The organism is Formosa bonchosmolovskayae (assembly GCF_051016085.1).
GTDB lineage: Bacteria > Bacteroidota > Bacteroidia > Flavobacteriales > Flavobacteriaceae > Formosa.
Map to the genome: position 1 here is coordinate 884,665 of NZ_CP174605.1, position 24,056 is coordinate 908,720.

General features: G+C 35.0%; 20 protein-coding genes and 1 tRNA gene. 11 read left to right on the forward strand and 10 right to left on the reverse strand.

Annotation, left to right across the window (positions count from 1 at the left end; translation table 11 throughout):
- Positions 1–9: 9 nt before the first annotated feature.
- The 6 genes from ACKC83_RS03715 to ACKC83_RS03740 all read right to left on the reverse strand — a co-directional run bounded on the left by ACKC83_RS03715 (position 10) and on the right by ACKC83_RS03740 (position 3,923).
- On the reverse strand, positions 10–648 hold the full coding sequence (locus tag ACKC83_RS03715; protein ID WP_414036550.1) for an ExbD/TolR family protein: 639 nt from the start codon (positions 646–648) through the stop codon (positions 10–12).
- Between the two features lie 6 nt (positions 649–654).
- A complete protein-coding gene (locus tag ACKC83_RS03720) occupies positions 655–1,071 on the reverse strand; it encodes a hypothetical protein (protein WP_414036549.1) in 417 nt (138 codons plus the stop codon).
- A 21-nt stretch (positions 1,072–1,092) separates the two neighbouring features.
- Positions 1,093–1,866: a MotA/TolQ/ExbB proton channel family protein gene (locus ACKC83_RS03725; RefSeq protein WP_382382429.1), complete on the reverse strand. Its 774-nt coding sequence runs from the start codon at positions 1,864–1,866 to the stop codon at positions 1,093–1,095.
- 88 nt (positions 1,867–1,954) lie between these two features.
- Positions 1,955–2,042: transfer RNA gene (locus ACKC83_RS03730), tRNA-Ser, on the reverse strand.
- Between the two features lie 73 nt (positions 2,043–2,115).
- Entirely contained in the window at positions 2,116–3,147 is a 1,032-nt protein-coding gene (locus tag ACKC83_RS03735; protein WP_434037066.1) for an asparaginase, read from the reverse strand.
- A gap of 8 nt (positions 3,148–3,155) precedes the next feature.
- Positions 3,156–3,923 carry a TatD family hydrolase gene (locus ACKC83_RS03740; protein ID WP_434037067.1) on the reverse strand — a complete coding sequence of 256 codons (768 nt, stop codon included), beginning with the start codon at positions 3,921–3,923 and terminating at the stop codon, positions 3,156–3,158.
- Between the two features lie 52 nt (positions 3,924–3,975).
- Between ACKC83_RS03740 and ACKC83_RS03745 the strand changes: the two genes are divergently transcribed.
- Both ACKC83_RS03745 and ACKC83_RS03750 read left to right on the forward strand, forming a co-directional pair.
- The gene (locus tag ACKC83_RS03745) at positions 3,976–4,437 is read left to right on the forward strand and encodes a retropepsin-like aspartic protease family protein (protein ID WP_414036546.1); all 462 of its coding nucleotides are present in this window, start codon (positions 3,976–3,978) and stop codon (positions 4,435–4,437) included.
- A gap of 19 nt (positions 4,438–4,456) precedes the next feature.
- Positions 4,457–5,089: a response regulator gene (locus tag ACKC83_RS03750; protein ID WP_414036545.1), complete on the forward strand. Its 633-nt coding sequence runs from the start codon at positions 4,457–4,459 to the stop codon at positions 5,087–5,089.
- A gap of 390 nt (positions 5,090–5,479) precedes the next feature.
- On the opposite strand, the gene odhB is transcribed toward ACKC83_RS03750, so the two are convergent.
- Positions 5,480–6,697 carry a 2-oxoglutarate dehydrogenase complex dihydrolipoyllysine-residue succinyltransferase gene (gene odhB, locus ACKC83_RS03755; RefSeq protein ID WP_414036544.1) on the reverse strand — a complete coding sequence of 406 codons (1,218 nt, stop codon included), beginning with the start codon at positions 6,695–6,697 and terminating at the stop codon, positions 5,480–5,482.
- Between the two features lie 33 nt (positions 6,698–6,730).
- Positions 6,731–9,490 (reverse strand): 2-oxoglutarate dehydrogenase E1 component, encoded by a 2,760-nt coding sequence (locus ACKC83_RS03760; RefSeq protein WP_434037068.1) that lies wholly within the window; start codon positions 9,488–9,490, stop codon positions 6,731–6,733.
- A gap of 119 nt (positions 9,491–9,609) precedes the next feature.
- Here ACKC83_RS03760 and ACKC83_RS03765 point away from each other — a divergent pair, with 119 nt between their 5' ends.
- On the forward strand, positions 9,610–10,137 hold the full coding sequence (locus tag ACKC83_RS03765; protein WP_434037069.1) for an alpha-ketoglutarate decarboxylase: 528 nt from the start codon (positions 9,610–9,612) through the stop codon (positions 10,135–10,137).
- Between the two features lie 55 nt (positions 10,138–10,192).
- Positions 10,193–10,321, forward strand: a complete 129-nt coding sequence (locus tag ACKC83_RS03770) for a hypothetical protein (RefSeq protein WP_414036541.1) — start codon at positions 10,193–10,195, stop codon at positions 10,319–10,321.
- A gap of 78 nt (positions 10,322–10,399) precedes the next feature.
- On the opposite strand, the gene ACKC83_RS03775 is transcribed toward ACKC83_RS03770, so the two are convergent.
- Complete coding sequence (locus ACKC83_RS03775) at positions 10,400–10,750, reverse strand: hypothetical protein (RefSeq protein WP_414036540.1); 351 nt, start codon at positions 10,748–10,750, stop codon at positions 10,400–10,402.
- Between the two features lie 11 nt (positions 10,751–10,761).
- Positions 10,762–11,736, reverse strand: a complete 975-nt coding sequence (locus tag ACKC83_RS03780; RefSeq protein WP_414036539.1) for a polyprenyl synthetase family protein — start codon at positions 11,734–11,736, stop codon at positions 10,762–10,764.
- Between the two features lie 129 nt (positions 11,737–11,865).
- Between ACKC83_RS03780 and ACKC83_RS03785 the strand changes: the two genes are divergently transcribed.
- The 7 genes from ACKC83_RS03785 to ACKC83_RS03815 all read left to right on the forward strand — a co-directional run bounded on the left by ACKC83_RS03785 (position 11,866) and on the right by ACKC83_RS03815 (position 24,019).
- Positions 11,866–12,474: a TetR/AcrR family transcriptional regulator gene (locus ACKC83_RS03785; RefSeq protein WP_434037070.1), complete on the forward strand. Its 609-nt coding sequence runs from the start codon at positions 11,866–11,868 to the stop codon at positions 12,472–12,474.
- The gene (locus ACKC83_RS03790) at positions 12,474–13,817 is read left to right on the forward strand and encodes a TolC family protein (protein WP_434037071.1); all 1,344 of its coding nucleotides are present in this window, start codon (positions 12,474–12,476) and stop codon (positions 13,815–13,817) included. Before ACKC83_RS03785 ends, ACKC83_RS03790 begins: the two co-directional genes overlap by 1 nt.
- An 11-nt stretch (positions 13,818–13,828) precedes the next feature.
- Positions 13,829–14,995, forward strand: a complete 1,167-nt coding sequence (locus ACKC83_RS03795) for an efflux RND transporter periplasmic adaptor subunit (RefSeq protein ID WP_434037072.1) — start codon at positions 13,829–13,831, stop codon at positions 14,993–14,995.
- A gap of 9 nt (positions 14,996–15,004) precedes the next feature.
- Positions 15,005–18,484: an efflux RND transporter permease subunit gene (locus ACKC83_RS03800; RefSeq protein ID WP_434037073.1), complete on the forward strand. Its 3,480-nt coding sequence runs from the start codon at positions 15,005–15,007 to the stop codon at positions 18,482–18,484.
- Between the two features lie 106 nt (positions 18,485–18,590).
- The gene (gene aspS / locus ACKC83_RS03805; RefSeq protein WP_434037074.1) at positions 18,591–20,345 is read left to right on the forward strand and encodes an aspartate--tRNA ligase; all 1,755 of its coding nucleotides are present in this window, start codon (positions 18,591–18,593) and stop codon (positions 20,343–20,345) included.
- 41 nt (positions 20,346–20,386) lie between these two features.
- Positions 20,387–22,180 (forward strand): chloride channel protein, encoded by a 1,794-nt coding sequence (locus ACKC83_RS03810; RefSeq protein ID WP_414036533.1) that lies wholly within the window; start codon positions 20,387–20,389, stop codon positions 22,178–22,180.
- Positions 22,181–22,231: 51 nt separating this feature from the next.
- Positions 22,232–24,019, forward strand: a complete 1,788-nt coding sequence (locus tag ACKC83_RS03815) for a chloride channel protein (protein ID WP_434037075.1) — start codon at positions 22,232–22,234, stop codon at positions 24,017–24,019.
- Positions 24,020–24,056: the final 37 nt, after the last annotated feature.

A 24,056-nucleotide genomic window follows, 5' to 3' on the forward strand; every position in this document is an offset into this window, starting at 1 on the left:
TGTGTTTATCTAATTAGACTTTTTAGGCTCTGCTTCAGAGAATTTTTGAGGTACTAAAACTTTAATAGTCTCGATTTTCTCTTTTAAACTTTCCTTTTCAGAAGCTGACGTTCGTGGATCAGAATATTTCTTATCTGCTTCAACAAAACTCATATCCATATTAGGAAAAGCCTTTTTAAACTCTCTATTTCTAAGCTGATTGTAAGCTGCTAAAATTTCGTTCTGTACAGCGATGTACACATCATATTTAGTCGCTCTATCATTTTGAAGAGAAACAATTGCTTTGTCAAAATTATCAGAAGAACTTGGATTTCTCTTTCCTTCACAACTTTTACAAGCATTTGGTCCTACTCCAGCTCCATTATCCAAGAAATCAACTGCTGCTTGACGCAACTCACTAATCTCAATTTGCTTTTCTTCGCCTCCTGCTGTCAATAACAATTGGTTATTTTTATTAACCTGTAATTGAAAGATATTCTTCTCCTTAATGATAACATCCGGTTGTTCAGTATCATCCATAGGAGGAAGTTTTCTACTTAAACCTGAATCAGTTTCAATTGTAGTCGTTACTAAGAAAAATATTAAAAGTAAGAAAGCGATGTCAGCCATAGAGCCTGCATTAACTTCTGGTGCTGATCTTTTTGCCATAATTACTTAGTTTATTAATTTTTTAATATTAGCATATACCATAGATCCTATCGCAACAGCACCTAAGATATAAAAAGCATATAGTCCAGCTCCAACATATTTAGATGTCGATTCTGAAACATCCATTCCTTTATCAATAAAAGGAGTTAAATCTAAATCTGTTCCTGAAGACATTGCGTAAGCGATAAATAAAATCGCTACAAATGCACCTACAGAGAATAGGGTCTTTTTAATGTCTCCCTTAAACAATCCTGTAATTACAAATACTAGAACTAAAGCTAATATTAAAACAAGGACTGCATAAGTAACATATAGCAAATTGTCAATCATACTATCATTTCCAGACATAATCATCAAAGCAAAGATGATACCTATTACTGAAAGTATTCCAACAATAATTGTTATTATTTTATGTAAACTCATCGTTTAATGTGTTTTAAATTATTACTTCTTGTATCTAATTAACAAGTCCATTAATGTAATTGAAGCATCTTCCATATCGTTAACGATACTATCAATTTTAGCGATAATGTAATTGTAAAAAATTTGAAGAATAATTGCAACAATTAAACCGAATACAGTTGTTAATAAGGCTACTTTAATACCCCCGGCAACAAGTGATGGTTGCATATCTCCAGCAGCTTCAATCTTATCGAAGGCAGCAATCATACCAATTACCGTTCCCATGAATCCTAACATCGGAGCTAAGGCGATAAATAATGAAATCCAAGATACGTTTTTCTCTAATTGACCCATTTGAACACCACCGTAAGCAACAACAGCTTTCTCAGCAGCTTCGATACCTTCATCGGTTCTATCCAAACCTTGGTAGAAAATAGAAGCAACAGGTCCTTTTGTATTTCTACAAACTTCCTTTGCAGCCTCAACACCACCTGATTGTAATGCGTCTTCTACTTTTTGAGTTAATTTTTTAGTGTTTGTTGAAGATAAATTTAAAAAGATAATTCTCTCGATAGCAATCGCTAATCCTAGAATTAAACATAATAATACGATTCCCATGAATCCAGCGCCTCCTTCTATAAAACGCTTTTTTAATTCTTGATGAAAACCTAAATCTTCAGTTGCAGTCGCTGCTGCATCGTCTTGAATTGAAGAAACTACGGTAGTTGCTACAGTAGCAGCGCTAGTTGTAGTTGCATTAACAGTTCCGAATGCCACCATTAGTGTAATGGCTAGGATAGAAAATAATCTTTTCATTTGTTCTGATCTTAATTTTATTAGTTAAAGTGTTAAAGATATAAAAAAATTGCAATTAAAAAACAAAAAATGCTATCAGATTTATCTGCAGAGAGGAAGGGATTCGAACCCTCGATACGCTTTTGGCGTATACACACTTTCCAGGCGTGCGCCTTCGACCACTCGGCCACCTCTCTATAATTTGTATTTTAATTAACGTATGGCAAATAACAAAAAATCTTTTAGACAGGAAAGTTTTATCAGTTAATTTTAAGTCATTTCTCCTCGCAAAGATGTTTCATATATGGTTTTGAATACTTTAGAGGAAACATTCTGTCCAAGTAAATACATTAATTTACATACTGCCGCCTCTGTTGTCATGTCTTTTCCGGAGATTATGCCTATTTTTAATAACAATTCACTAGATTGATATTGCCCCATGAGCACGCTTCCTCCTGAACATTGAGTGACATTAATAATCTGAATGCCGTTTAAAATTGCCTCCTGTAAAATAGCTAAAAACCAGCTTTCGGTGGTACAATTTCCTGCACCATAAGATTCCAAAATCACTCCTTTTAGTCCGATTGTGCTAAAAACGGTACGCAAAAGGGCTTCAGAAATTCCAGGATACAACTTTACAAGTGCAATATTTGTATCGAAATTTCTATTTACTTTAAACTTTTTCTTAATGTTTGGCCTAAATAAGCAATCGTAGTTCACTTTTAAATGCACACCAGATGTCACTAGCTCCGGATAATTTAGAGAGGCAAACGCTTCAAAATGCTCTGCATTTATTTTTGTTGTGCGATTCCCACGATACAACTTATATTCAAAGTATAAAGTAACTTCTTTAATTACGGGTTTATTAAAGCGTTGTAAGGAGGCTACATGTATAGATGTAATTAAATTCTCCTTAGCATCTGTTCGCAAATCTCCAATAGGTAATTGCGAACCTGTAAAAATTACAGGTTTGGATAAATGCTCTAACATAAAGCTTAAAGCAGATGCAGTATAACTCATCGTATCACTACCATGTAATACCACAAAACCGTCAAAAGCATCGTAATTAGATTCAATAACTTCAGCAATTTCTACCCAATACTTCGGGTTCATATTACTGGAGTCTATAGGTTCTGCAAATGAAAAAGTTTCAATATCGCAGTCCAACTGTTTTAGCTCGGGAATTCTATCTAGCAAGTTTTTAAAATCGAAAGCTTTTAAGGCTCCTGTTTCAAAATCTTTAACCATACCAATGGTTCCTCCCGTGTAAATAAGTAAAATGTTTGGTCTAGAGTTAGTCATACAGCATTTTAAACACCAAAAATGGCTTTGGAATTTTGAGTAGTGATTTTTGCGACCTCTTCTTCTGTCACTTGATAGATTTCAGAGAGCTTCTCTAAAACTTTTAAAATATAAAAACTTTCGTTTCGTTTTCCGCGAAAAGGGGTTGGCGCTAAATACGGCGAATCGGTCTCTAAAACGATATGTTTTAAATCAATTTCATTAAGAAACTTGTCAATTTTACCATTTTTAAAAGTAACCACGCCTCCAATTCCTAATTTCATGTTGTATGAAATAGCTAGCTTAGCTTGCTCTAAATTTCCTGTGAAACAATGAAAAATTCCGAATAAATCGTCACTTTTTTCTTCTTCTAAAATATCGAAGACTTCATCGAAAGCTTCTCTACAATGAATTACTATTGGCAGTTTATTTGCCTTTGCTAGTCGGATTTGTGTTCTAAAGGCATCTTGCTGTATACCCAAAGTAGATTTATCCCAATACAAATCAATTCCAATTTCTCCAATAGCATAATATGTATGCTGTTTTAATAATGCTTCAACATGAAGTAATTCCTCCTTATAATTTTCCTTTACATGTGTAGGATGTAAACCGGACATTAAAAATGTATGATCTGGAAAATCTTTATGTAGTTGTAGCATGCCTTCTGTAAAAGCAGAATCGATCGCTGGAATAAAAAATCGGGTAATACCTGCATCAATAGCACGGTTTACCATATCATGTCTATCCTCGTCGAAAGCCTCACTGTATAAATGTGTATGTGTGTCTGTAATAATCATTCTGCAAAATTAATGGTTTTACATTACTATCTTTGCCTAAATTATTTTTAAGATGACAACACTTCAAGATTTTTTATTAGAAAGAGATTATGTTAAAGTGAAGCTGAAGCTGACTAAAACCAATCATTTTGAAATTAAAGCCACTATTAATGGCAAGAAAGGCGTTTTTATCTTGGATACTGGTGCCTCTAGTTCTTGTGTCGGATTTGAAGCAATCGAACCTTTTAATTTAAAAGTTAAAGACTCCAAAATTAAGGCCGCTGGTGCAGGTGCTACAAACATGACAACACAACTGTCTAAAAAAAACAGCATAAAAATAGGTAAGTGGAAAAAAGATAAACTCACTTTAATTCTTTTTAATATGACACATGTTAACACCGCTTTAATAAGTCATAATTCCAATCCTGTAGACGGTATTATTGGAGCAGATATATTAAAAAAGGGAAAAGGAATTATAGACTACGACCGAAAATATTTATATCTTAAAAAAGATATTGTACTTTTAAAGGTTTAATAATAATACTCCCAATATTATGAAATCTTCCATCGTGATAGCAGATGATCACCCTTTAATGCTTAAGGGCATGACTAACTATTTAGCTTCTATAAACTATAATATTGTAGGTAGTGCCACCGATGGGCAGGCGGCTTACAATTTAATAGTAAAACTGAAACCTGAAATTGCCATTCTAGATATTAGAATGCCCGACAGGAGCGGATTAGAAATAGCAGAAGATTGTAAAAAAAACAATATTCCTACAAAAATAATCTTGATCACTTTTGATAAGCGTGAAGATCTTTACGAGAAAGCAAAAGAATTAAACATTTACGGGTACATCTTAAAAGAGTTTGCTGTTGAGGAAATTGAAAATTGCATTGAGAGCGTAATACAAAACACACCATATTTTAGTCAAGATATTAAACCCAATTTAGAAAAATCGGTTAAAACTGAAGATTCCAGTGTGTTAGACAAGCTTACTAAAACCGAAATAAAAATTATTAAGCTAATTGCTAAAAACAAAACGAGTCCGGAAATAGCAGACAGCCTGAATGTGTCTTTTCGAACTATAGATAAGCACAGAAGCAATATTGTGAATAAGTTAAATATTGAAGGAAAACACAACGCTTTATTCATTTGGGCCTCTAATAATAAGGACCTTTTATAAATATACGTAGAATTACGTATTTCAGAACACACTCATTTCTCATACCTTTACAAGGCTATTAATTAGTTCTTAGGGAGAATTATTTTAGGGAACTCTGCATTGTAATGGTGCAGAGTTTTTAGTTTTAAGATGAAAAGTTACACATCTAAGCTTCAACACCTTGAATATTACAACCTTGGATTTTGTTTTAATTTATTCTCGAATTGTAAATTTGAATTAACATGGAAAAGCAAACAAAAACCCAACACCTACCAATTATAATAGGGTTATCGCTATTAACCTTAAGTATTATAGGATTAAATATTGTTGTATTTTTTATCCATTAAAACAAAAAAAAAGGACAACCGTTAGATTGCCCTTTTTTGTATAATTGAAAATTAAGAGTGTGCTTTATAGTTCTAAAGCCTTCTTAACATCATTGTTCATTAAAAATTCTTGTGGATTTTCTAAAGCTTCTTTTACAGCAACTAAGAATCCTACACTCTCTTTACCATCAATAATTCTGTGATCGTAAGATAATGCAACATACATAATTGGTCTAATAACTACTTGACCATCTACAGCAACTGGACGCTCTACAATATTATGCATTCCTAAAATACCACTTTGAGGTGGATTAATAATTGGAGTAGATAACATACTTCCAAAAACACCACCATTTGTAATTGTGAATGTTCCTCCTGTCATTTCATCTACTGTAATCTGGCCATCTCTAGCACGTAAAGCTAAACGTTTTACTTCAGCTTCTACTCCTCTAAAACTTAAGTTTTCTGCATTTCTAATTACAGGAACCATTAATCCTTTTGGTCCTGAAACCGCAATACTAATGTCGCAGAAATCGTAAGACAACATTTCTTTACCGTCCATCATAGAGTTAACAGCAGGATACATTTCTAATGCTCTAACTACAGCTAAAGTAAAGAAACTCATAAATCCTAATCCAACCCCATGCTTCGCTTTAAAAGCTTCTTTATACTCGTTTCTTAGTGTAAAGATCGGAGACATATCTACCTCGTTAAAGGTTGTTAACATCGCTGTTTCGTTTTTAACAGCAACTAAACGTTCTGCGACTTTACGTCGTAACATAGATAATTTAGAACGAGATTCTCCTCTACTTCCTCCGGTAGGAGTTCCCATAGAAGGCTTCGCTTGTACAGCATCGTCTTTTGTTACGCGACCAGCTTTACCAGTTCCTACTATCCCAGCGGCATCCATACCTTTTTCTGCTAAAATCTTTTTAGCTGCAGGACTTGCTGTTCCAGACGCATACGTTTTTTCTGCTACAGGAGCTGCTTTAGGTGCTTCTGCTTTTGGAGCAGGAGCTTCCTCTTTTTTAGCCTCTTTTGCAGGTGCATCTCCTTCTGGTTTTGCTGCACTTGTATCTATTAAACATACGACTTCACCAACGGCAACAGCATCTCCTTCTTCTGCTTTTAGCGTTATAATTCCGCTTTCTTCAGCAGGAAGTTCTAGTGTCGCTTTATCACTATCAACCTCAGCAATTGCTTGATCTTTCTCTACATAATCACCATCTTGTACTAACCATGTTGCTATTTCAACTTCTGTGATAGATTCTCCCGGAGAAGGTACTTTCATTTCTAAAATCATCGTTCAATATTTTAGTTTAATCTTATTTTTAAATTATCGTTGGTTGTTTTTTGTTTTATCGAAAACATAATCGATTACTTCTTTATGACGGCGTTTTGATCGTGTCGAACTACCCGCTGCAGGAGCTCCATAAGGACGTCTAGATGCAAATCTAAATGTTTTTGCTTCATCTAAATGCATTAACATGTGCGCATAAGCCCCCATGTTTCTAGGTTCTTCTTGAGCCCAAACTACTTCTTCTGCATTACTATATTTAGCAATTGCTTCTCTAATAGCTGTCGCTGGTAATGGGAATAATTGTTCTATTCTTACTAAGGCAACATCGTCTCTACCTTCTTCTTCTTTTACTTCTAATAAATCGTAATAGAATTTACCTGTTACAAAAACAAGTGATTTTACCGCGTCTACTTTTGCAGTCGCATCGTCTATTAACATTTGGAAACTTCCGTTTGCAAATTCATCTACAGTAGATACTACTTTTGGATGACGTAATAAACTCTTAGGTGTGAAAACAATTAATGGTTTTCTGAAATTAGATTTCATTTGCTTACGTAGCAAATGATAAATATTGGCAGGCGTAGTACAATCTGCAACAAACATATTGTCTTTTGCACATAACTGTAAATAACGCTCCATACGAGCCGATGAATGCTCTGCACCTTGTCCTTCATAACCGTGAGGTAACAACATTACCAATCCGTTTTGAAGTTTCCATTTATCTTCTGCCGCAGAAATGTATTGGTCTAACATAATTTGAGCCCCGTTACTGAAATCTCCAAACTGTGCTTCCCAAATAGTTAATGTTTTTGGACTCGCCATAGCATAACCATAATCGAAACCTACAACACCATATTCTGACAATAATGAGTTATAAATAAAGAATTTACCTTGTGTATCGCTCAAATTATTTAACAATACCACTTCCTCTTCACTATCTTCTACTTTTATTACCGCATGACGGTGAGAGAACGTACCACGCTCTACATCTTGTCCAGACATTCTAACATCGAAACCTTCTTCCAGAAGTGTTCCATAAGCCAAATGCTCTGCCATAGCCCAATCTAAACGATCCTCTTCAAACATTGTTTTTCTAGTTTGCACGAGACGCTCAATCTTACGAATGAATTTTTTATCTTCAGGTAATGCAGAAATTACATCTGCGATTTGCGCTAATTTTTCTTTAGAAACGGTAGTATCTACAGGCTTCATCATATCTTGTTCGGTAACACGAACAAAATCTTGCCATTCATCTTGCATGAATGGTGTAATTACTGTTTTTTCCTCCTTACGAGAGTCTTCTAACTTTTCTTCTAAAGATGCCTTATAAGCTTCTTCAAGTTCCTTAACATAGCCGTTATCGATTACCCCTTCATTAATTAATTTCTGAGCATAAATATCTCTCGGATTCTTATGCTTAGCAATTGCTTTGTATAATTTTGGTTGGGTAAAACGTGGTTCGTCACCTTCGTTATGTCCGTATTTTCTATATCCTAATAAATCAATAAATACATCACGTTTAAAATGCATTCTAAAGTCTAAAGCGAATAAAGTTGCATGTACAACAGCTTCTACATCGTCTGCATTAACGTGCAATACAGGAGATAAGGTTACTTTAGCAACATCTGTACAGTATGTACTAGAACGTGCATCTAAGTAATTCGTTGTAAATCCAATTTGATTATTTACGACTATATGAAGTGTTCCGCTGGTTTTATAACCATCTAACTGTGCCATTTGCACAATTTCGTAAACCAAACCTTGACCAGCAATAGCCGCATCTCCGTGAACCACAATTGGTAAAACTTGAGATGGATCTTCGGCATATTTATCGTCTTGTTTAGCACGAACAATACCTTCTACTACTGCACCCACTGTTTCTAAGTGAGACGGGTTAGGCGCAATATTTAGATTTATTTTTTTACCGCTATTGGTCTCACGATTACTCGTCCAACCTAAGTGATATTTAACGTCACCATCAAAAATTTCTTCGGCGTAATCTTTTCCATCAAATTCACTAAAAATATCTTTAGCCGATTTTCCGAAGATATTTGTAAGTGTACTTAATCGACCACGGTGGGCCATACCCATTACAAATTCTTTTACACCATAATCTGCTGCTTTTTCAATAACAGCATCAAGTGCAGGAATTAAAGATTCTCCACCTTCCAATGAAAATCGTTTCTGACCTACATACTTAGTATGTAAGAAACTTTCGAAAGAAACCGCTTCATTTAACTTTTTAAGAATATGCTTCTTTTGAGTTGCATCGAAGTTTGGCTGATTGTCGTTAATATTTAATTTACCTTGAATCCAAGCCTTTCGTTCTGGATTTCTAACATACATATATTCTATACCAATAGAATCACAGTATATTTTTTCTAAGTGATTAACAATTTCTTGTAGCGTTTGAGATCCTATACCTAGAATTTCTCCTGCCGAAAAAACTGTGTTTAAATCACTATTAGATAATCCAAAATTTTCTAAAGCCAAGGTTGGCGAATAGGTTCTACGATCGCGAACAGGGTTTGTTTTAGTAAACAAATGCCCTCTAGTACGGTAACCCGCTATAAGTTGAACCACTTGAAACTCTTTAGTTAGATTTTCTGATACATGGTCGCAGGAAAAATTTTCCTGAACCTCTGCGTCCACGATATCGTTTTCGCTACCAAAATCATAACCTTGAAAAAAAGCTCTCCAACTGGGCTCTACAGAGTCTGGGTTTTGTAAATATTGATCGTATAATTCAGCAAAGTATGCTGTATGTGCTGCGTTTAAAAAGGAATATTTATCCATTATATTATTTGAGAAATTCTCGCGTTGACAAAATTTTATCAAAAATACAAATTTTACTAAACTTAGATGTAATTTTATTATATTTATAACAGATTTTTACTTCACCTTTTTTTCGAACAATGATTAAAAACGACTTATTTATTATCAAAAATGTAATCCTTATTCTAATATTTTCGCTTTGTTTTAAGAATATCTCTGCACAAAATTCATATTTATCAGACAATATTAAATTTGGAGGAGGCATAGGATTAAGTTTTGGAAATGAGTTTTTTAGTGGGACATTAGAACCTTCTGCTATTTACCAAGTCAACCCTCAATTTGCTTTTGGAGCAGGTTTAAATTTCACTTACAACTCCCAGAAGAATTTTTATAAATCTACTATTATTGGAGGTACACTTACCGCCCTATTTAATCCGATACAAACCATTCAGCTCTCGGGAGAATATCAACAATTGCACGTTAATAGAAAGTACGATAATGATAGAGTACTATATAAGGACGAAAAATATTGGTCTCCCGCCCTACTTTTAGGGATAGGGTACCAAACCAACAATGTCACCGTTGGAGTACGCTACGATGTGCTTTACGACGACGACAAAAGTATATACGCCACGCCTTGGGCTCCATTTATAAGAGTATATTTCTAAGCAATAGGGTTAATTTCTTCAGTTTATAAGTTATAATTTTCAGAAAAAATTAAAAATGGAAAAATTACTTAGATTTATTGGAGCGGCCTGGGGAGCTAAAAAAATAGGAGGTGGTAAATGCGGTTGTATAGGAGTATTTGTTGTATTCTTAATTTTATATTGGTTACTAGGTATTGTTTTTTAAAACCTGAAAGAACACCTTTCCAATAAGAAGCAAAAGGCCTTATAAACACAACACATAATAGAATGAATTGCTTTCTTTCTACTTATACTGGTGTTTAAACCAAACCTTTTGCCACTCGCGTTTTAGTATTAAAAAAGTTACCTGTTCCGACAGCTTTAACGTATCGCTGCCATCTAAACTTTTAATTTGTTTTTCAGATACATCTATAATATAAAGCAGATTTAGGTATTCTGCGAATGCATTCTGGATTAACTGAAAAACAGTTTCATGCAGTTGAAGTTTTAATTCGTCTGGCAAAATGGTAGATTCGACATCAAAATCTACATTGGCTAAACGAAAGTCTTTATTTAATTGAAACACCAAATTACCATACAATTCATATTGCAGGGATGTGTTTAATAGGTCTTGTATTGTTTCTGGCGGTTTCAATATTTTAATATTTATACTTTTCGGGTCATTAAATTTTCGCCAAATTGCCTTAATAAATCTTTTTTGTTTTCACTTATATCTAATGCATCCAAAACAGCAAACGCTTCTTTTGTATACCTTTCAATTTCTTTAGTTGTCGCTTCTGCCGCACCACTACTTATAAATAATTGCTTTACAGATTTCACTTTATCATCACTTTCGGTCGGACTTATACTAAATAAATCTTGAAGTTCTTGCTGGTGTTCTGCTTCAGAGAACTCTAATGCTTTTAAGTATAAAAATGTTTTTTTATTCTCTATAATATCTCCTCCTACTTGTTTTCCAAAAGTTTTTGGATCTCCAAAAGCATCTAAATAATCGTCTTGCAATTGGAATGCAATCCCTAAATTTCTTCCAAAATTATAAATACCTTGTTGTTCTGCTTTAGAAGCTTTGGCTACAATTGCTCCCATTTGCATCGCAGCTCCTACTAACACAGCCGTTTTGTATTCAATCATTTTTAGATATTCTGGAATAGTAACATCGTCTCGATTTTCAAAATCGACATCGTATTGTTGCCCTTCACAAACCTCTAAAGCTGTTTTGCTAAACAGTCTAGCCAAATCTCTAAAAATTTCAGGCTCGTAATTTTCAAATAACTGATAGGCCATAATTAGCATCGCATCTCCCGACAAAATACCTGTATTAACATCCCATTTCTCATGCACTGTCTGATTTCCACGACGCAAAGGCGCGTCGTCCATAATATCATCATGCACTAAAGAGAAATTATGAAATACCTCTATACTTAAAGCAGCGTGTAAGGCCGTTTTATAATCGGTGTTAAAAATCTCCGCTGTCATTAAAGTCAACACAGGTCTCAAACGCTTACCACCTAAATGTAAAATGTATGTAATAGGTTCGTATAAGGATACCGGTTCTTTATCGGTTTTATAGTCTTTTAAAAAGGATACAAACTCCTCCTGATAAAATTGTATGTTTTGCATCCTACAAAAATAACAGAATAAACGTTATTACCGCATAGAATTTCTCAATGTTAACAAACAATTAAAACTTTGGAAACTTTATTTGTTTCTAAAGTTTCCTTATCTATATTTGCACCGAATTTAAAACGAATGAAAAACAAAATAATAATGAAATCGGCAGAGTTATTCTCAAATCTAGGATTTAAGAGTGTAACTATGGACGATATTGCCAACGAGATGGGTATCTCTAAAAAAACCATATACCAATATTTCGCAACAAAGACGAAGCTAGTAGAAGCCACTGCTATTTTCAAATTTGAATGTATTTCTGAATCGATTGATGACATCTTTAAGTTAGAAGCCAACCCTATTGACGAACTTTTCAACACCAAAGATTTTATCATCGGTCATATGAAAAATCAAAAGTTATCTATAGAATATCAGTTTAAAAAATACTATCCAAAAATTTATTCCATTGTAAAACAAAAGCAATTTGAAGCGATGAATAAATGCGTTTGCGATAATTTAAACCGCGGTATCCAAGCTGGACTTTATAGAACGAACTTAAATGTAGATTTTATTTCTAGAATATACTTTAGTGCTATGGGCTCGATGAAAGACAACGAAATATTCCCTTCAGACAAGTTCAACTTAGAAGAATCTCTTACTCACTACCTAGAATATCATCTAAGAGGTATCTGCACCCCTTTAGGAATAACATATTTAAATGAAAGAACACAACAATCAAAAATAAAATAATGAGAAACACGCTAATAATATTCTTTAGTTTATGCCTAAATATTTCGGCATTTGCCCAAGAAGCCCCTACTTCTTTTAGTCTGCAAGAGGCTATAGATTATGCCTTAGTACATAACAGAACGGTAAAAAATGCTGTTAGAGATATAGAAATTGCCGAAGAGCAAAAATGGGAAACAACCGCAACAGGTTTGCCTCAAATTAGTGCCAATGTAGATTATCAAAACTGGATTAAACAACAAGTGTCACTGCTTCCTGGAGAAATTGCTGGAGGACCGGCAGGAACATTTATCCCGGTAGAATTTAGCCCAAAACAGAATATTGGGGCTACAGCCACACTAAACCAGTTACTTTTTGATGGTTCGTATATCGTAGGATTACAAGCTGCGAAAGTATATCTGCAAATTTCAGAAAACTCTAAGGTAAAAACAGATCTTGAAGTGCGTAAAGCGGTTATTAACGCCTACGGAAACGTATTACTTACAGAGGAAAGTCTGAAAATTTTAGAAAGCAATAAAGCCATCCTAGAATCGAATTTAAATGAGATTCAGAAAACATATGAAAACGGTTTAGAAGAAGAAGAAAGTGTAGAGCAAATTAAGATTACACTATCTGGTTTAATAAGCGATTTAAACAATGTAAAGCGTTTAAATGTATTATCGTACCAAATGCTGAACATTACATTAGGAATCGATTTAGATACAAACACCACACTTACAGACGACCTTGAAATTTTAGCACTACAATACACATCTTTGGAAGCTTTAGCCGCAGACGAAAATGTAGAAAACACCATAGATTATCTTATTGCCCAAAACGATGTAGAAAGTAAAGACTTATTTGTAAAGTTAGCTATGAGTGACGGCTTACCAACATTAAGTGCCTTTGTTAACGGTGGTTATAGTGCTTTTGGAGAAGAATTTGGATTTTTTAAAGACAACCAAAAATGGTACGGATCGTCTATGTTTGGTGTGAATTTAAGTATTCCAATTTTTAGTTCGTTAGGACGTTCGGCTGCAACGCAACAAGCTAGAATAGATTTAGAAAAAGCAAATGAAAATTTAATTGATACCGAACAACAACTTAAATTTCAAATCGCAACAGCTAAAAGCGAATACCAATATGCCATAGAAGATTATTCTAATAAAAAAGAAAATCTAGAATTAGCAGAACGTATAGAACGTAAAAACGAAACTAAATTTTTCGAAGGAATTTCTTCAAGTTTCGATTTACGCCAAGCACAAACTCAACTTTATTCTGCACAACAAGAATATTTACAATCTATGTTAGATATTATAAATAAAAAAGCAGAATTAGACGCCATATTAAGCAACTTAAACAACTAAACATGTCAACAATGAAACACATATATACAATCGCCGCGCTTACTTTACTATTCATTTCCTGCGGAGGAAAAGAAAAATCTGTAGATGAAGTTTTAGCCGAAGGAAATCTTGAAAATATTCGTGCAAAACGTACCGAATTAGAAACACAGCAAGTCGCATTAAGCAATCAGATAAAGTTAATCGATGAAAAAATTGAATCGCTAGACGATACCAAAAAACTGCCATTAGTAACCACGGTTAAGGCGACATCAGAAAACTTTGTACACTATTTAGAATTACAAGGAAGCGTACAAACCAAACAAAATATTGTGATCTACCCAGAAACATCGGGTATTCTTCAAAACATATATGTAACAGAAGGACAAACGGTTAGTAAAGGACAAGCCTTAGCTAAGATAGACGATGGAGGTTTAGAACAACAAGTGGCTCAAATGGAAATTCAATTGGCACTTGCCGAAACCACTTTCGAACGTCAGAAACGTCTTTGGGACCAAAAGATTGGTAGTGAAATTCAGTTTCTTCAAGCAAAATCAAGTTATGAAGCACAAGAACAATCGGTAAATCAATTAAAATCTCAGTTAGCGAAGACTACAATTGTAGCACCTTTTTCAGGTGTAATTGACGATATTATTACAGATCAAGGAAGTGTTGTTATGCCAGGACAATCACAATTAATTAGAATTGTGAACCTTAAAGACATGTATATTGAAACCGAAGTTCCAGAAAACTATATTACAGATGTGGTTAAGGGAAAAAGCGTAAAAGTAGATTTCCCTGTTTTAGGAACCTCTGTAGACACCGAAGTACGTCAGGCTAGTAATTTTATTAACCCAGCAAACAGAACTTTTAAAGTAGAAGTAGCTGTACCTAATAAAGAAAAAAACATAAAGCCTAACTTAACGGCAAAGCTTAGAATTAACGACTACACCAATGAAAACGCGTTGTTAATTCCGTTAAGTATCATTTCTGAAAATGCAAACGGAGAACAATATATTTATGCGATTACTAAAAAAGAAGACAATAACGAAGGTATTGCAGAGCGTGTAATTATTAAGACTGGAAAAACACAAGGCGACATTATTGAAGTATTAAGTGGTATCGAAGCAGGTACAGAAATTATTAAAGAAGGTGCGCGTAGTGTTAGAGACGGACAAACAGTAAAAGTTATTAAATATTAAGCCTAAATCATGACAAAACACAAAAAGAAAATCGACAAAGAATTCGGAATGTCGTCGTGGGCAATTAATAACAAAACCACGATATATGTGCTTATGGCTGTAATTTTCTATTTAGGAATTACTGCTTATTACCACATGCCTCGTGAGAGCTTTCCTGAAGTTGTAGAAACCAAGATATACGTGAGTTCTATATACCCTGGAAATACAGCCGAAGATATTGAAAAGCTTATTACAGACCCTTTAGAAGACAAGTTAAAAACCATAAGTAATGTCGTAGAAATTACGTCTACTTCTCAGGAAGATTATTCTATGATTATTGTAGAATTCGACGAAGATATTTCTGTAGAAGCCGCAAAACAAAAGGTTAAAGACGAAATAGATTCTGAAACAGCCGGAGAAGATTGGCCTACATTTAACGATGCTAAGGTAGAGCCTAATGCTTTCGATTTAAACCTATCGGAAGAAATGCCTATCCTAAACATTAATATTTCTGGAGATTATCCGGTAGATAAATTAAAAGATTTTGGAGAATACCTTCAAGATGAAATTGAAGACCTTCAAGAAATCAAACAAGTAGACATTCGTGGTGCTCAGGAAAAAGAAGTAGAAATTGCGGTAGACATCTATAAAATGATGGCGGCCCAAGTTAGTTTCGACGATATTATTAATACCGTTCGTGGTGGAAACGTAACCATGTCTGCAGGGAATTTAATTTCAAGCGGACAGCGACGTACGATTAGAATTTTAGGTGAAGTTGAAAACCCTCAACTGTTAAATAATTTCGTTATTAAATCAGATAATGGAAATCCCATATACTTAAAAGATGTTGCTAACGTAACGTTTAAAGAAAAAGACAGAACAACTTATGCTAGAGAATTCGGACATCGTGTTGTCATGTTAGATGTTAAAAAACGTGCAGGGAAAAACATGGTAGATGCTGCAGAGCAAATTCAGCAAATTGTTGCAGATACTAAAGAAAATGTATTCCCACAAGATTTAACCGTAAGCATTACAAACGACCAATCTTCGGTAACTATTGGGGCAGTAGACGATCTTGTAAACAACATTATTTTTGGTGTTATCCTGGTAATTACAGTATTAATGTTCTTCTTAGGATTTAAAAACGCACTCTTTGTTGGTTTCGCCATCCCGATGTCTATGTTTATGTCTTTAATGATATTAGACTTATTGGGTTACACACTAAACACCATGGTACTTTTTGGTCTTATAATGGGACTAGGAATGCTGGTAGATAATGGTATTGTGGTTGTAGAAAACGTATATCGTTTAATGGATGAAGAAGGCATGAGCAGGAAGAAAGCCGCTAAAGTTGGAATTGGAGAAATCGCTTTTCCTATTATCATTTCTACAGCAACAACCGTTGCCGCGTTTATTCCGTTAGGACTTTGGCCTGGAGTTATGGGGAAATTCATGATTCTGCTCCCAATCACGCTGTCTACCGTATTAGGTTCATCACTAATCGTTGCTATTTTCTTTAACTCGGTATTGGTTTCTAAATTCATGACTATTGAAGATGTAGATATGCCATTAAAGAATATTGTTGCGGTAACTGGTATCATTTCAGTTATTGGTATACTTATATTAATATTTGGAGGAGACTATAGAGGATTAGGAGGTTTAATGCTGTTCACCTCAGCAATGCTATGGATTTACAGACTATTTTTACGTAAAATGGCCAATACGTTCCAAACTAAAATCTTGGTTAAGTTCGAAAATCTTTACGAACGTGAATTACGTCGTGCATTAAGTAAAAGGTGGCCTGCATTTATTACCATTATCACCTTTGTAGGTTTAATTGTTTCTTTTATTGCTTTTGGTGCATCGCTAAAATCGCAACGTACAAAAGTTGAATTTTTCCCAGACAATAAACCCAATCAAATTATTGTATATATAGAATATCCTGAAGGTACAGATATCGAAAAAACCAATGCCATCACTAAGGAAATAGAGAAGAAAGTCTATGACGTTTTAGACGACGACATGTATAAAGATGGCGACTATAATTTCTTAGTAGAAAGTGCGGTTTCGCAAGTTGGTGAAGGTGCTGGAAATCCGCAAACCGATGGAGGTTCGGCGGCAGAAATGCCTCATAAAGCCAAAATTACAGCCTCTATGCGCGAGTACAAATTTAGACGTGGTGCAGATAGTGAATTGTTACGTCAGAAAGTACAAAAGGCATTAGTGGGTATTTATCCGGGAATTTTAATTTCGGTTGAAAAAGACCAAAACGGACCACCAACAGGTTCTCCTATTAACATTGAAATAGAAGGAAACGACTACGACCAACTTATAGGTCTAGCTCAAAACATGCGCGATTTTATCAACGAAAAAAATATTCCTGGTATCGACGAATTAAAGATTGATGTTAACAAAGGAAAACCAACCATGTTGGTAGAAGTAGATCGTGCAAAATCTGGAGAACTAGGCGTAAGTGCTAGTCAAGTAGGTACACAGTTACGTAATTCTATTTTTGGTAGTAAAGCTGGCGTGTATAAAGAAGATGGAGACGATTACGATATCTATGTGCGCTTTAACGAAGCCAATAGATATAATACGAGTGCAATTTTTAATCAGAAAATTACGTTTAGAGACAATACTGGAAAAATTAAAGAAATTCCAGTGTCGGCGGTTGCTAAACAAAGTAATACTTCAGGATATAGTGCCATTAAACACAAAGACACCAAACGTGTGGTTACAGTGTATTCTGCGCTATCTCCAGGATTTACAGATGCGGCTGCTATTGTAAGTCAAATTCAAAGAGAAATGAAAGCCTTTAAAGGTTTACCTGCCGATGTGAAAATTGATTATACAGGTCAGATTGAAGAGCAAAATAAACAAATGAAATTCTTATTGGGAGCCTTCTTTACAGGACTATCTCTTATCTTTTTCATCTTAATTTTCCAATTCAATTCTGTAACAAAGCCAGGAATAATTATGTTGGCTATTTTCTTAAGTTTTATCGGAGTATTTGGTGGGTTAGTTCTTACAGGAGATCCTTTTGTTATTATGATGACCATGATGGGAATTATCTCGCTGGCTGGTATTGTTGTAAATAATGGAGTGGTACTTCTAGATTATGCGCAACTCCTTATAGATAGAAAGAAAATTGCATTAGACATAGACGATGACGACTATTTAGAGCATGACGATTTATACGAATGTATTGTACATGCTGGAAAAGCACGTTTACGTCCCGTATTATTAACGGCAATCACCACTATTTTAGGGCTTATTCCGTTAGCAATTGGATTAAACATTAACTTCTTTACATTGGTTAGCGATTTTAATCCTAACATCTACATTGGAGGAGATAACGTAGTATTCTGGGGACCTTTAGCCTGGACCGTAATTTACGGATTATTCGTAGCTACATTCCTGACTTTAATTGTTGTTCCTGTATTTTTCTACTTAACCTCAAGATTTAAAATGTGGTTATCTGAAAAACGAATTGCAAAGGTAGCCGACTAACGAAAAGGTTGTAATATGCAAACTAATGAATCCGAGGTATAATGCTTCGGATTTATTAGTTTATAATCATTAATCTTCATTAAATTTGCACAGCAAAAATTTAGATATGTATAGAAGTAATAATTGTGGCGAACTAAGATCGTCTCATATAAATAAGGAAGTAACACTTTCAGGTTGGGTACAAAAAGTACGCGATAAAGGATTTATGGTTTGGGTAGATTTACGAGATCGTTATGGTATTACTCAACTTATTTTTGATGAAGAACGCACACCTAAAGCCATGATGGATCAGGCTCAGAAATTGGGTCGTGAGTTCGTTATTCAAGTTAAGGGAACAGTTATAGAGCGTGATTCTAAAAACCCAAATATTCCTACTGGAGATATCGAAATTTTAGTTTCAGAACTAACTATTTTAAACACGGCTTTAACGCCTCCTTTCACTATTGAAGATAAAACCGATGGTGGAGAAGAATTACGTATGAAATATCGTTACTTAGATATCCGTCGTAATCCTGTAAAAAACAACTTAATTTTCCGTCATAAAGTGACTCAAGAGGTTAGAAATTTCCTTTCTAATCAAGACTTTATTGAAGTGGAAACTCCATACTTAATTAAATCGACTCCAGAAGGGGCTCGTGATTTTGTTGTGCCTTCTAGAATGAACGAAGGACAATTTTACGCTTTACCACAATCGCCACAAACTTTTAAGCAATTGCTTATGGTTGGAGGTATGGATAAATATTTCCAGATTGTAAAGTGTTTTAGAGATGAAGATTTACGTGCCGACAGACAGCCAGAATTTACACAAATAGACTGTGAAATGGCGTTTGTAGAGCAAGACGATATTTTAGATGTCTTTGAAGGCTTAACACGTCACTTACTTAAAGAAGTAAATGGTGTAGAGATTGAAAAATTCCCAAGAATGCTTTACGACGATGCGATGCGTTTATACGGAAACGATAAGCCAGATATCCGTTTCGGAATGGAATTCGGAGAATTAAACGCGGTAACACAACATAAAGACTTTAAAGTTTTTAATGATGCCGAATTGGTTGTTGGTATCGCAGTTCCAGGTGGAAACAGTTATACTCGTAAAGAAATAGATAAATTAATCGAATGGGTAAAGCGTCCGCAAGTTGGAGCTTTAGGTATGATTTATTCACGTTGTAATGAAGATGGAACATTTAAATCTTCTGTAGATAAATTTTACGATCAAGACGATTTAGCAAAATGGGCCGAAATTACAAATGCCAAAGCAGGCGATTTAGTGTGTGTACTTTCTGGACCAACAGATAAAGTGCGTGCACAGTTAAGCGCATTACGTATGGAATTAGCAACACGTTTAGGATTAAGAGACCCTAAAGTATTTGCTCCGCTATGGGTTATGGACTTCCCGCTTTTAGAATGGGATGAAGATACAGAGCGTTACCACGCCATGCACCACCCATTTACATCTCCAAAACCAGGTCAGATAGAATTACTAGATACTAATCCTGGAGAAGTAAAAGCAAATGCTTACGATTTAGTTTTAAATGGTAACGAAATTGGAGGAGGTTCTATTCGTATTCACGATAAAGCGACGCAAGCCATCATGTTAAAACACTTAGGCTTCTCTGAAGAAGATGCAAGAGCACAATTCGGGTTCTTAATGGATGCGTTTGAATATGGTGCACCACCCCACGGTGGATTAGCATTTGGTCTAGACCGCTTGGTAGCCATTTTAGGCGGACAAGAAACCATTCGGGATTTTATTGCATTCCCAAAAAACAATTCTGGTCGAGATGTCATGATAGATGCGCCATCAAGAATAGACGATGAACAGCTCGACGAGCTTAGCTTAAAATTAAACATAAAATCATAAAAAATTAAATCCCGCCTATGCGGGATTTTTAAACTTTAATTATGCCAACTCAAAAAAAATCGCTGCTTACAAGATTTCTTCTTTGGAAAACGAAACATGTTAGCCATAGGAATTTTGTGTATTTTTTAAGTATTGTTGTCGGTTTAATTGCAGGTTTAGGTGCTGTAATTCTTAAAAATTCTACGCACTACATTCAACATCTCATAGAAACTAAAGTGGTTAGTGGGTATCATCACCCGTTTTACTTTCTGTTTCCTCTAGTAGGTTTAACATTAACGTATTTGGTAAAAAAATATGTTGTTCGCCAAGAATTTGGTCATGGAATTCCTTCGACACTCCGCGCCATTGCGAAGAAAAAAGGAATTATGAGACAATATCAAATGTTTTCGGCTTTAGTTACCGCTCCACTTACTGTCGGATTTGGAGGTTCTGTCGGACTAGAAGGCCCAACAGTATCTACAGCCGCAGCGATAAGTTCTAATATTTCAAGATTATTTCACACCAACCAAGCAACACGTACGCTACTCATGGGATGTGCCGCTGCAGGTGCGATTGCTTGCATATTTAAAGCACCTATTGCCGCCATTATTTTTGCTATAGAAGTATTTAGTTTAGATTTAACATTAATCTCTTTACTTCCACTTTTAATTTCGTCTATTTCTGGTGTATTATTATCCTATTTCTTTTACGGATCGGATACCATTTTACCTTTTCAATTGGTAGATGTTTTCACATTAGAACAAGTACCCTTCTTTATCGCTTTTGGTATTTTAGCCGCATTAACATCCATTTACTTCACTAAAGTTTATGCCTTCTTTCACGATTTTTTTGACAAAATTAAGTCTCCTATAAAAAGATTGTTATTCGGTGGAGCAGGTCTTGGTGTTATCGTGTTCTTTATTCCGCCACTTTATGGTGAGGGATTCGAAGTTATAAACAATATGGTGACAGGTAATTTTAACGATGTTGTTACCGATAACTTCTTACATATAGACATTACAAATAACTGGGCCATTCTAGCTTTATTATTAGGATTAATTATGTTTAAAGTGATTGCAAGTGCGCTTACTTTTGGCGCCGGAGGTATTGGAGGTATTTTCTCCCCTAGCCTATTTATGGGCTCTGTTCTGGGTTTCGGATTTGCTAAATTTATAAACACCTTAGGCTTTTTTAAATTGCACTTATCCGAGAGTAATTTCACTTTAGTGGGTATGGCAGGTGTCCTTGGAGGTGTATTACAAGCACCACTAACCGCTATTTTCTTAATTGCAGAATTAACTGGTGGTTATAAATTATTTATCCCGTTAATGATTACGGTTGTTATTTGTTTTATTGTTACCAAATACTTCTTACCATATTCTGTGTACAGCATGGAGTTGGCTAGAAAAGGGGATTTAATTACACACGATAAAGACCAGGCCGTATTAACGTTAATGAACATTGAAGCTTTAATTGAAACCAAGTTTGTAAAAGTTAGTCCAGATATGAACTTAGGCGACATCGTGCATAAGGCAGTTGTGAAGTCCAATCGAAATATATTCCCAGTTATTAATGTGAAGACTAAGAAAATTGAGGGTATTATTCTGCTGGATGATATTAGACCCATTATGTTCGATCAAACCTTATATAAAGAAGTCGTTGCTCGTGATGTAATGCAAGCGCCACCCGAAATCATCGATTTACACAACGACAGGATGAAAGATATCATGAAGAAGTTTCAAGACTCGGGGGCATGGAACTTACCGGTTATTAGAGATGATAAATATATCGGATTCATTTCAAAATCTAAATTACTTACCGCGTATCGTCGTCAGCTTATTAATTTTACAAGCTAACGCCAGAAAACGAAATTTAATAACGCGCTTTTTTTTTAGTATTTTTATACTATGCCATTTAGCACAAAAAACCTTCTTCGTCAATTTTTAATTTGGAAATACAAACATATTTCCGAACGTCAGTTTGTTTATATCCTTAGTATACTTATTGGCTTTTTGTCTGGAATGGGCACGGTAATTCTTAAAAATCTAACTTATTTTATTCGCTCGCTTTTTGACTTAGATATATTTAAAGACTCTGAGAGCGCCTTATACTTTGTACTTCCAATTATTGGACTACTATTGGTTTACATCATTAAACAAACCTGGCTAAAAAAACATATCGGACACGGCATTTCATCGACTTTGCATGCCATTTCAAAACTTAATGGTATCATTCCTAGATATAACATTTACGCCTCACTAATTACAGCGCCATTAACCGCTGGATTTGGGGGATCGGTAGGACTACAAGGGCCTGCCGTTAGTATAGGTGCAGCATTGGGTTCCAACACCGCCCAATTGTTTCATATGAATACAAAAACCCGAATGCTTTTAATAGGTTGCGCGGCTGCCGGTGCTATGGCTTCCATGTTTAAAGCGCCATTAGCAGCAATAGTTTTTGCTGTCGAAATTTTTAGCCTGGATATTGCTTTTGTTTCTCTAGTTCCGCTTTTACTAGCGTCTATTTCGGCTGTGGTCACCTCCTATTTGTTTTTAGGAACCGATGTTCTACTTAATTTTAAATTGATAGAACAATTTATGGTTGAAGACATCCCGTTTTACATCCTGCTAGGTTTGGTTACTGCATTGGCATCTATCTATTTTTCGAAAGTATTTTTCGCCATTACAGCCTTCTTTAAACAATTTGAAAGTCGTGCTTTACGTCTTTTAATAGGAGGTGTTGCCATTGGTACCATGTTGTTTTTTATTCCTCAACTTTACGGTGAAGGTTACGGTCTTATGAATAATCTTTTAAAGGGCGATCACATTACCGCCATTGGGCATACGCCTTTTAATGTAGACTTATCAAACATTTGGATTGTTATTATTTTACTGTTAGGGATTTCGGCATTTAAAGCTATTGCTATGACCACTACTTTTGGAGCCGGAGGTGTAGGTGGTATTTTTATCCCAACCCTTGTTATGGGTTCGACTTTAGGACATGCTTGCGCTAAAATAATTAACAATATAGGATTTGGTTTTCATGTCTCCGAAACCAATTTTACACTCATTGGCATGACCGGACTTATGGCTGGCGTACTTCATGCACCGCTTACAGCGATTTTCCTTATTGCTGAAATTACAAGTGGCTACGAATTATTTGTGCCTTTAATGATAGTTTCTGCCATTTCGTTTGCGATTACAAAACACTATGTGTCTCACTCTATTTATACCATGAGATTGGCCGAACGTGGCGAACTTATGACTCACGATAAAGATAAAAACGTACTCATGGTTTTAGATATTGATAAGGTGATTGAAAAAAATTTTATCATTTTAAAACCCGATATGAAACTTGGGCATATTTTAAAAAATGCAGTGTCAAAATCATCACGAAATCATTTTCCTGTTGTTAATGACAACCATGAATTTCTAGGATCGTTAAGGTTAGACGACATTAGACACATTATGTTTGACATAGATAAGTACGACACCGTTACGGTCTCAAACTTGATGCAAGTTCCTGTAAGTCTTATTGATTACGATAAAGATTCTATGAACGTAATTATGGATAAATTTAAAACGAGTGGTGCATGGAATTTACCTGTAATTAAAGATGAAAAATACTATGGCTACATCTCTAAATCCAAGCTCTTAACAGCTTACAGACATCAACTTATAGAATTTACAAGTTAAAGTTTTGAGTGCATTAAACTTGAAACAGTTACGCCAA

Bases quoted from the DNA above. Each gene is read 5' to 3' on its own strand.
- ACKC83_RS03765 (WP_434037069.1), top strand. From the start codon at position 9,610: ATGATTAAAAACGACTTATTTATTATCAAAAATGTAATCCTTATTCTA.
- ACKC83_RS03795 (WP_434037072.1), top strand. From the start codon at position 13,829: ATGAAACACATATATACAATCGCCGCGCTTACTTTACTATTCATTTCC.
- ACKC83_RS03780 (WP_414036539.1), bottom strand. From the start codon at position 11,736: ATGCAAAACATACAATTTTATCAGGAGGAGTTTGTATCCTTTTTAAAA.
- ACKC83_RS03720 (WP_414036549.1), bottom strand. From the start codon at position 1,071: ATGAGTTTACATAAAATAATAACAATTATTGTTGGAATACTTTCAGTA.
- ACKC83_RS03785 (WP_434037070.1), top strand. From the start codon at position 11,866: ATGAAAAACAAAATAATAATGAAATCGGCAGAGTTATTCTCAAATCTA.
- ACKC83_RS03740 (WP_434037067.1), bottom strand. From the start codon at position 3,923: ATGATTATTACAGACACACATACACATTTATACAGTGAGGCTTTCGAC.
- ACKC83_RS03750 (WP_414036545.1), top strand. From the start codon at position 4,457: ATGAAATCTTCCATCGTGATAGCAGATGATCACCCTTTAATGCTTAAG.
- ACKC83_RS03725 (WP_382382429.1), bottom strand. From the start codon at position 1,866: ATGAAAAGATTATTTTCTATCCTAGCCATTACACTAATGGTGGCATTC.
- ACKC83_RS03770 (WP_414036541.1), top strand. From the start codon at position 10,193: ATGGAAAAATTACTTAGATTTATTGGAGCGGCCTGGGGAGCTAAAAAA.
- ACKC83_RS03735 (WP_434037066.1), bottom strand. From the start codon at position 3,147: ATGACTAACTCTAGACCAAACATTTTACTTATTTACACGGGAGGAACC.
- odhB (WP_414036544.1), bottom strand. From the start codon at position 6,697: ATGATTTTAGAAATGAAAGTACCTTCTCCGGGAGAATCTATCACAGAA.
- ACKC83_RS03745 (WP_414036546.1), top strand. From the start codon at position 3,976: ATGACAACACTTCAAGATTTTTTATTAGAAAGAGATTATGTTAAAGTG.
- aspS (WP_434037074.1), top strand. From the start codon at position 18,591: ATGTATAGAAGTAATAATTGTGGCGAACTAAGATCGTCTCATATAAAT.
- ACKC83_RS03810 (WP_414036533.1), top strand. From the start codon at position 20,387: ATGCCAACTCAAAAAAAATCGCTGCTTACAAGATTTCTTCTTTGGAAA.
- ACKC83_RS03760 (WP_434037068.1), bottom strand. From the start codon at position 9,490: ATGGATAAATATTCCTTTTTAAACGCAGCACATACAGCATACTTTGCT.
- ACKC83_RS03800 (WP_434037073.1), top strand. From the start codon at position 15,005: ATGACAAAACACAAAAAGAAAATCGACAAAGAATTCGGAATGTCGTCG.
- ACKC83_RS03715 (WP_414036550.1), bottom strand. From the start codon at position 648: ATGGCAAAAAGATCAGCACCAGAAGTTAATGCAGGCTCTATGGCTGAC.
- ACKC83_RS03790 (WP_434037071.1), top strand. From the start codon at position 12,474: ATGAGAAACACGCTAATAATATTCTTTAGTTTATGCCTAAATATTTCG.
- ACKC83_RS03815 (WP_434037075.1), top strand. From the start codon at position 22,232: ATGCCATTTAGCACAAAAAACCTTCTTCGTCAATTTTTAATTTGGAAA.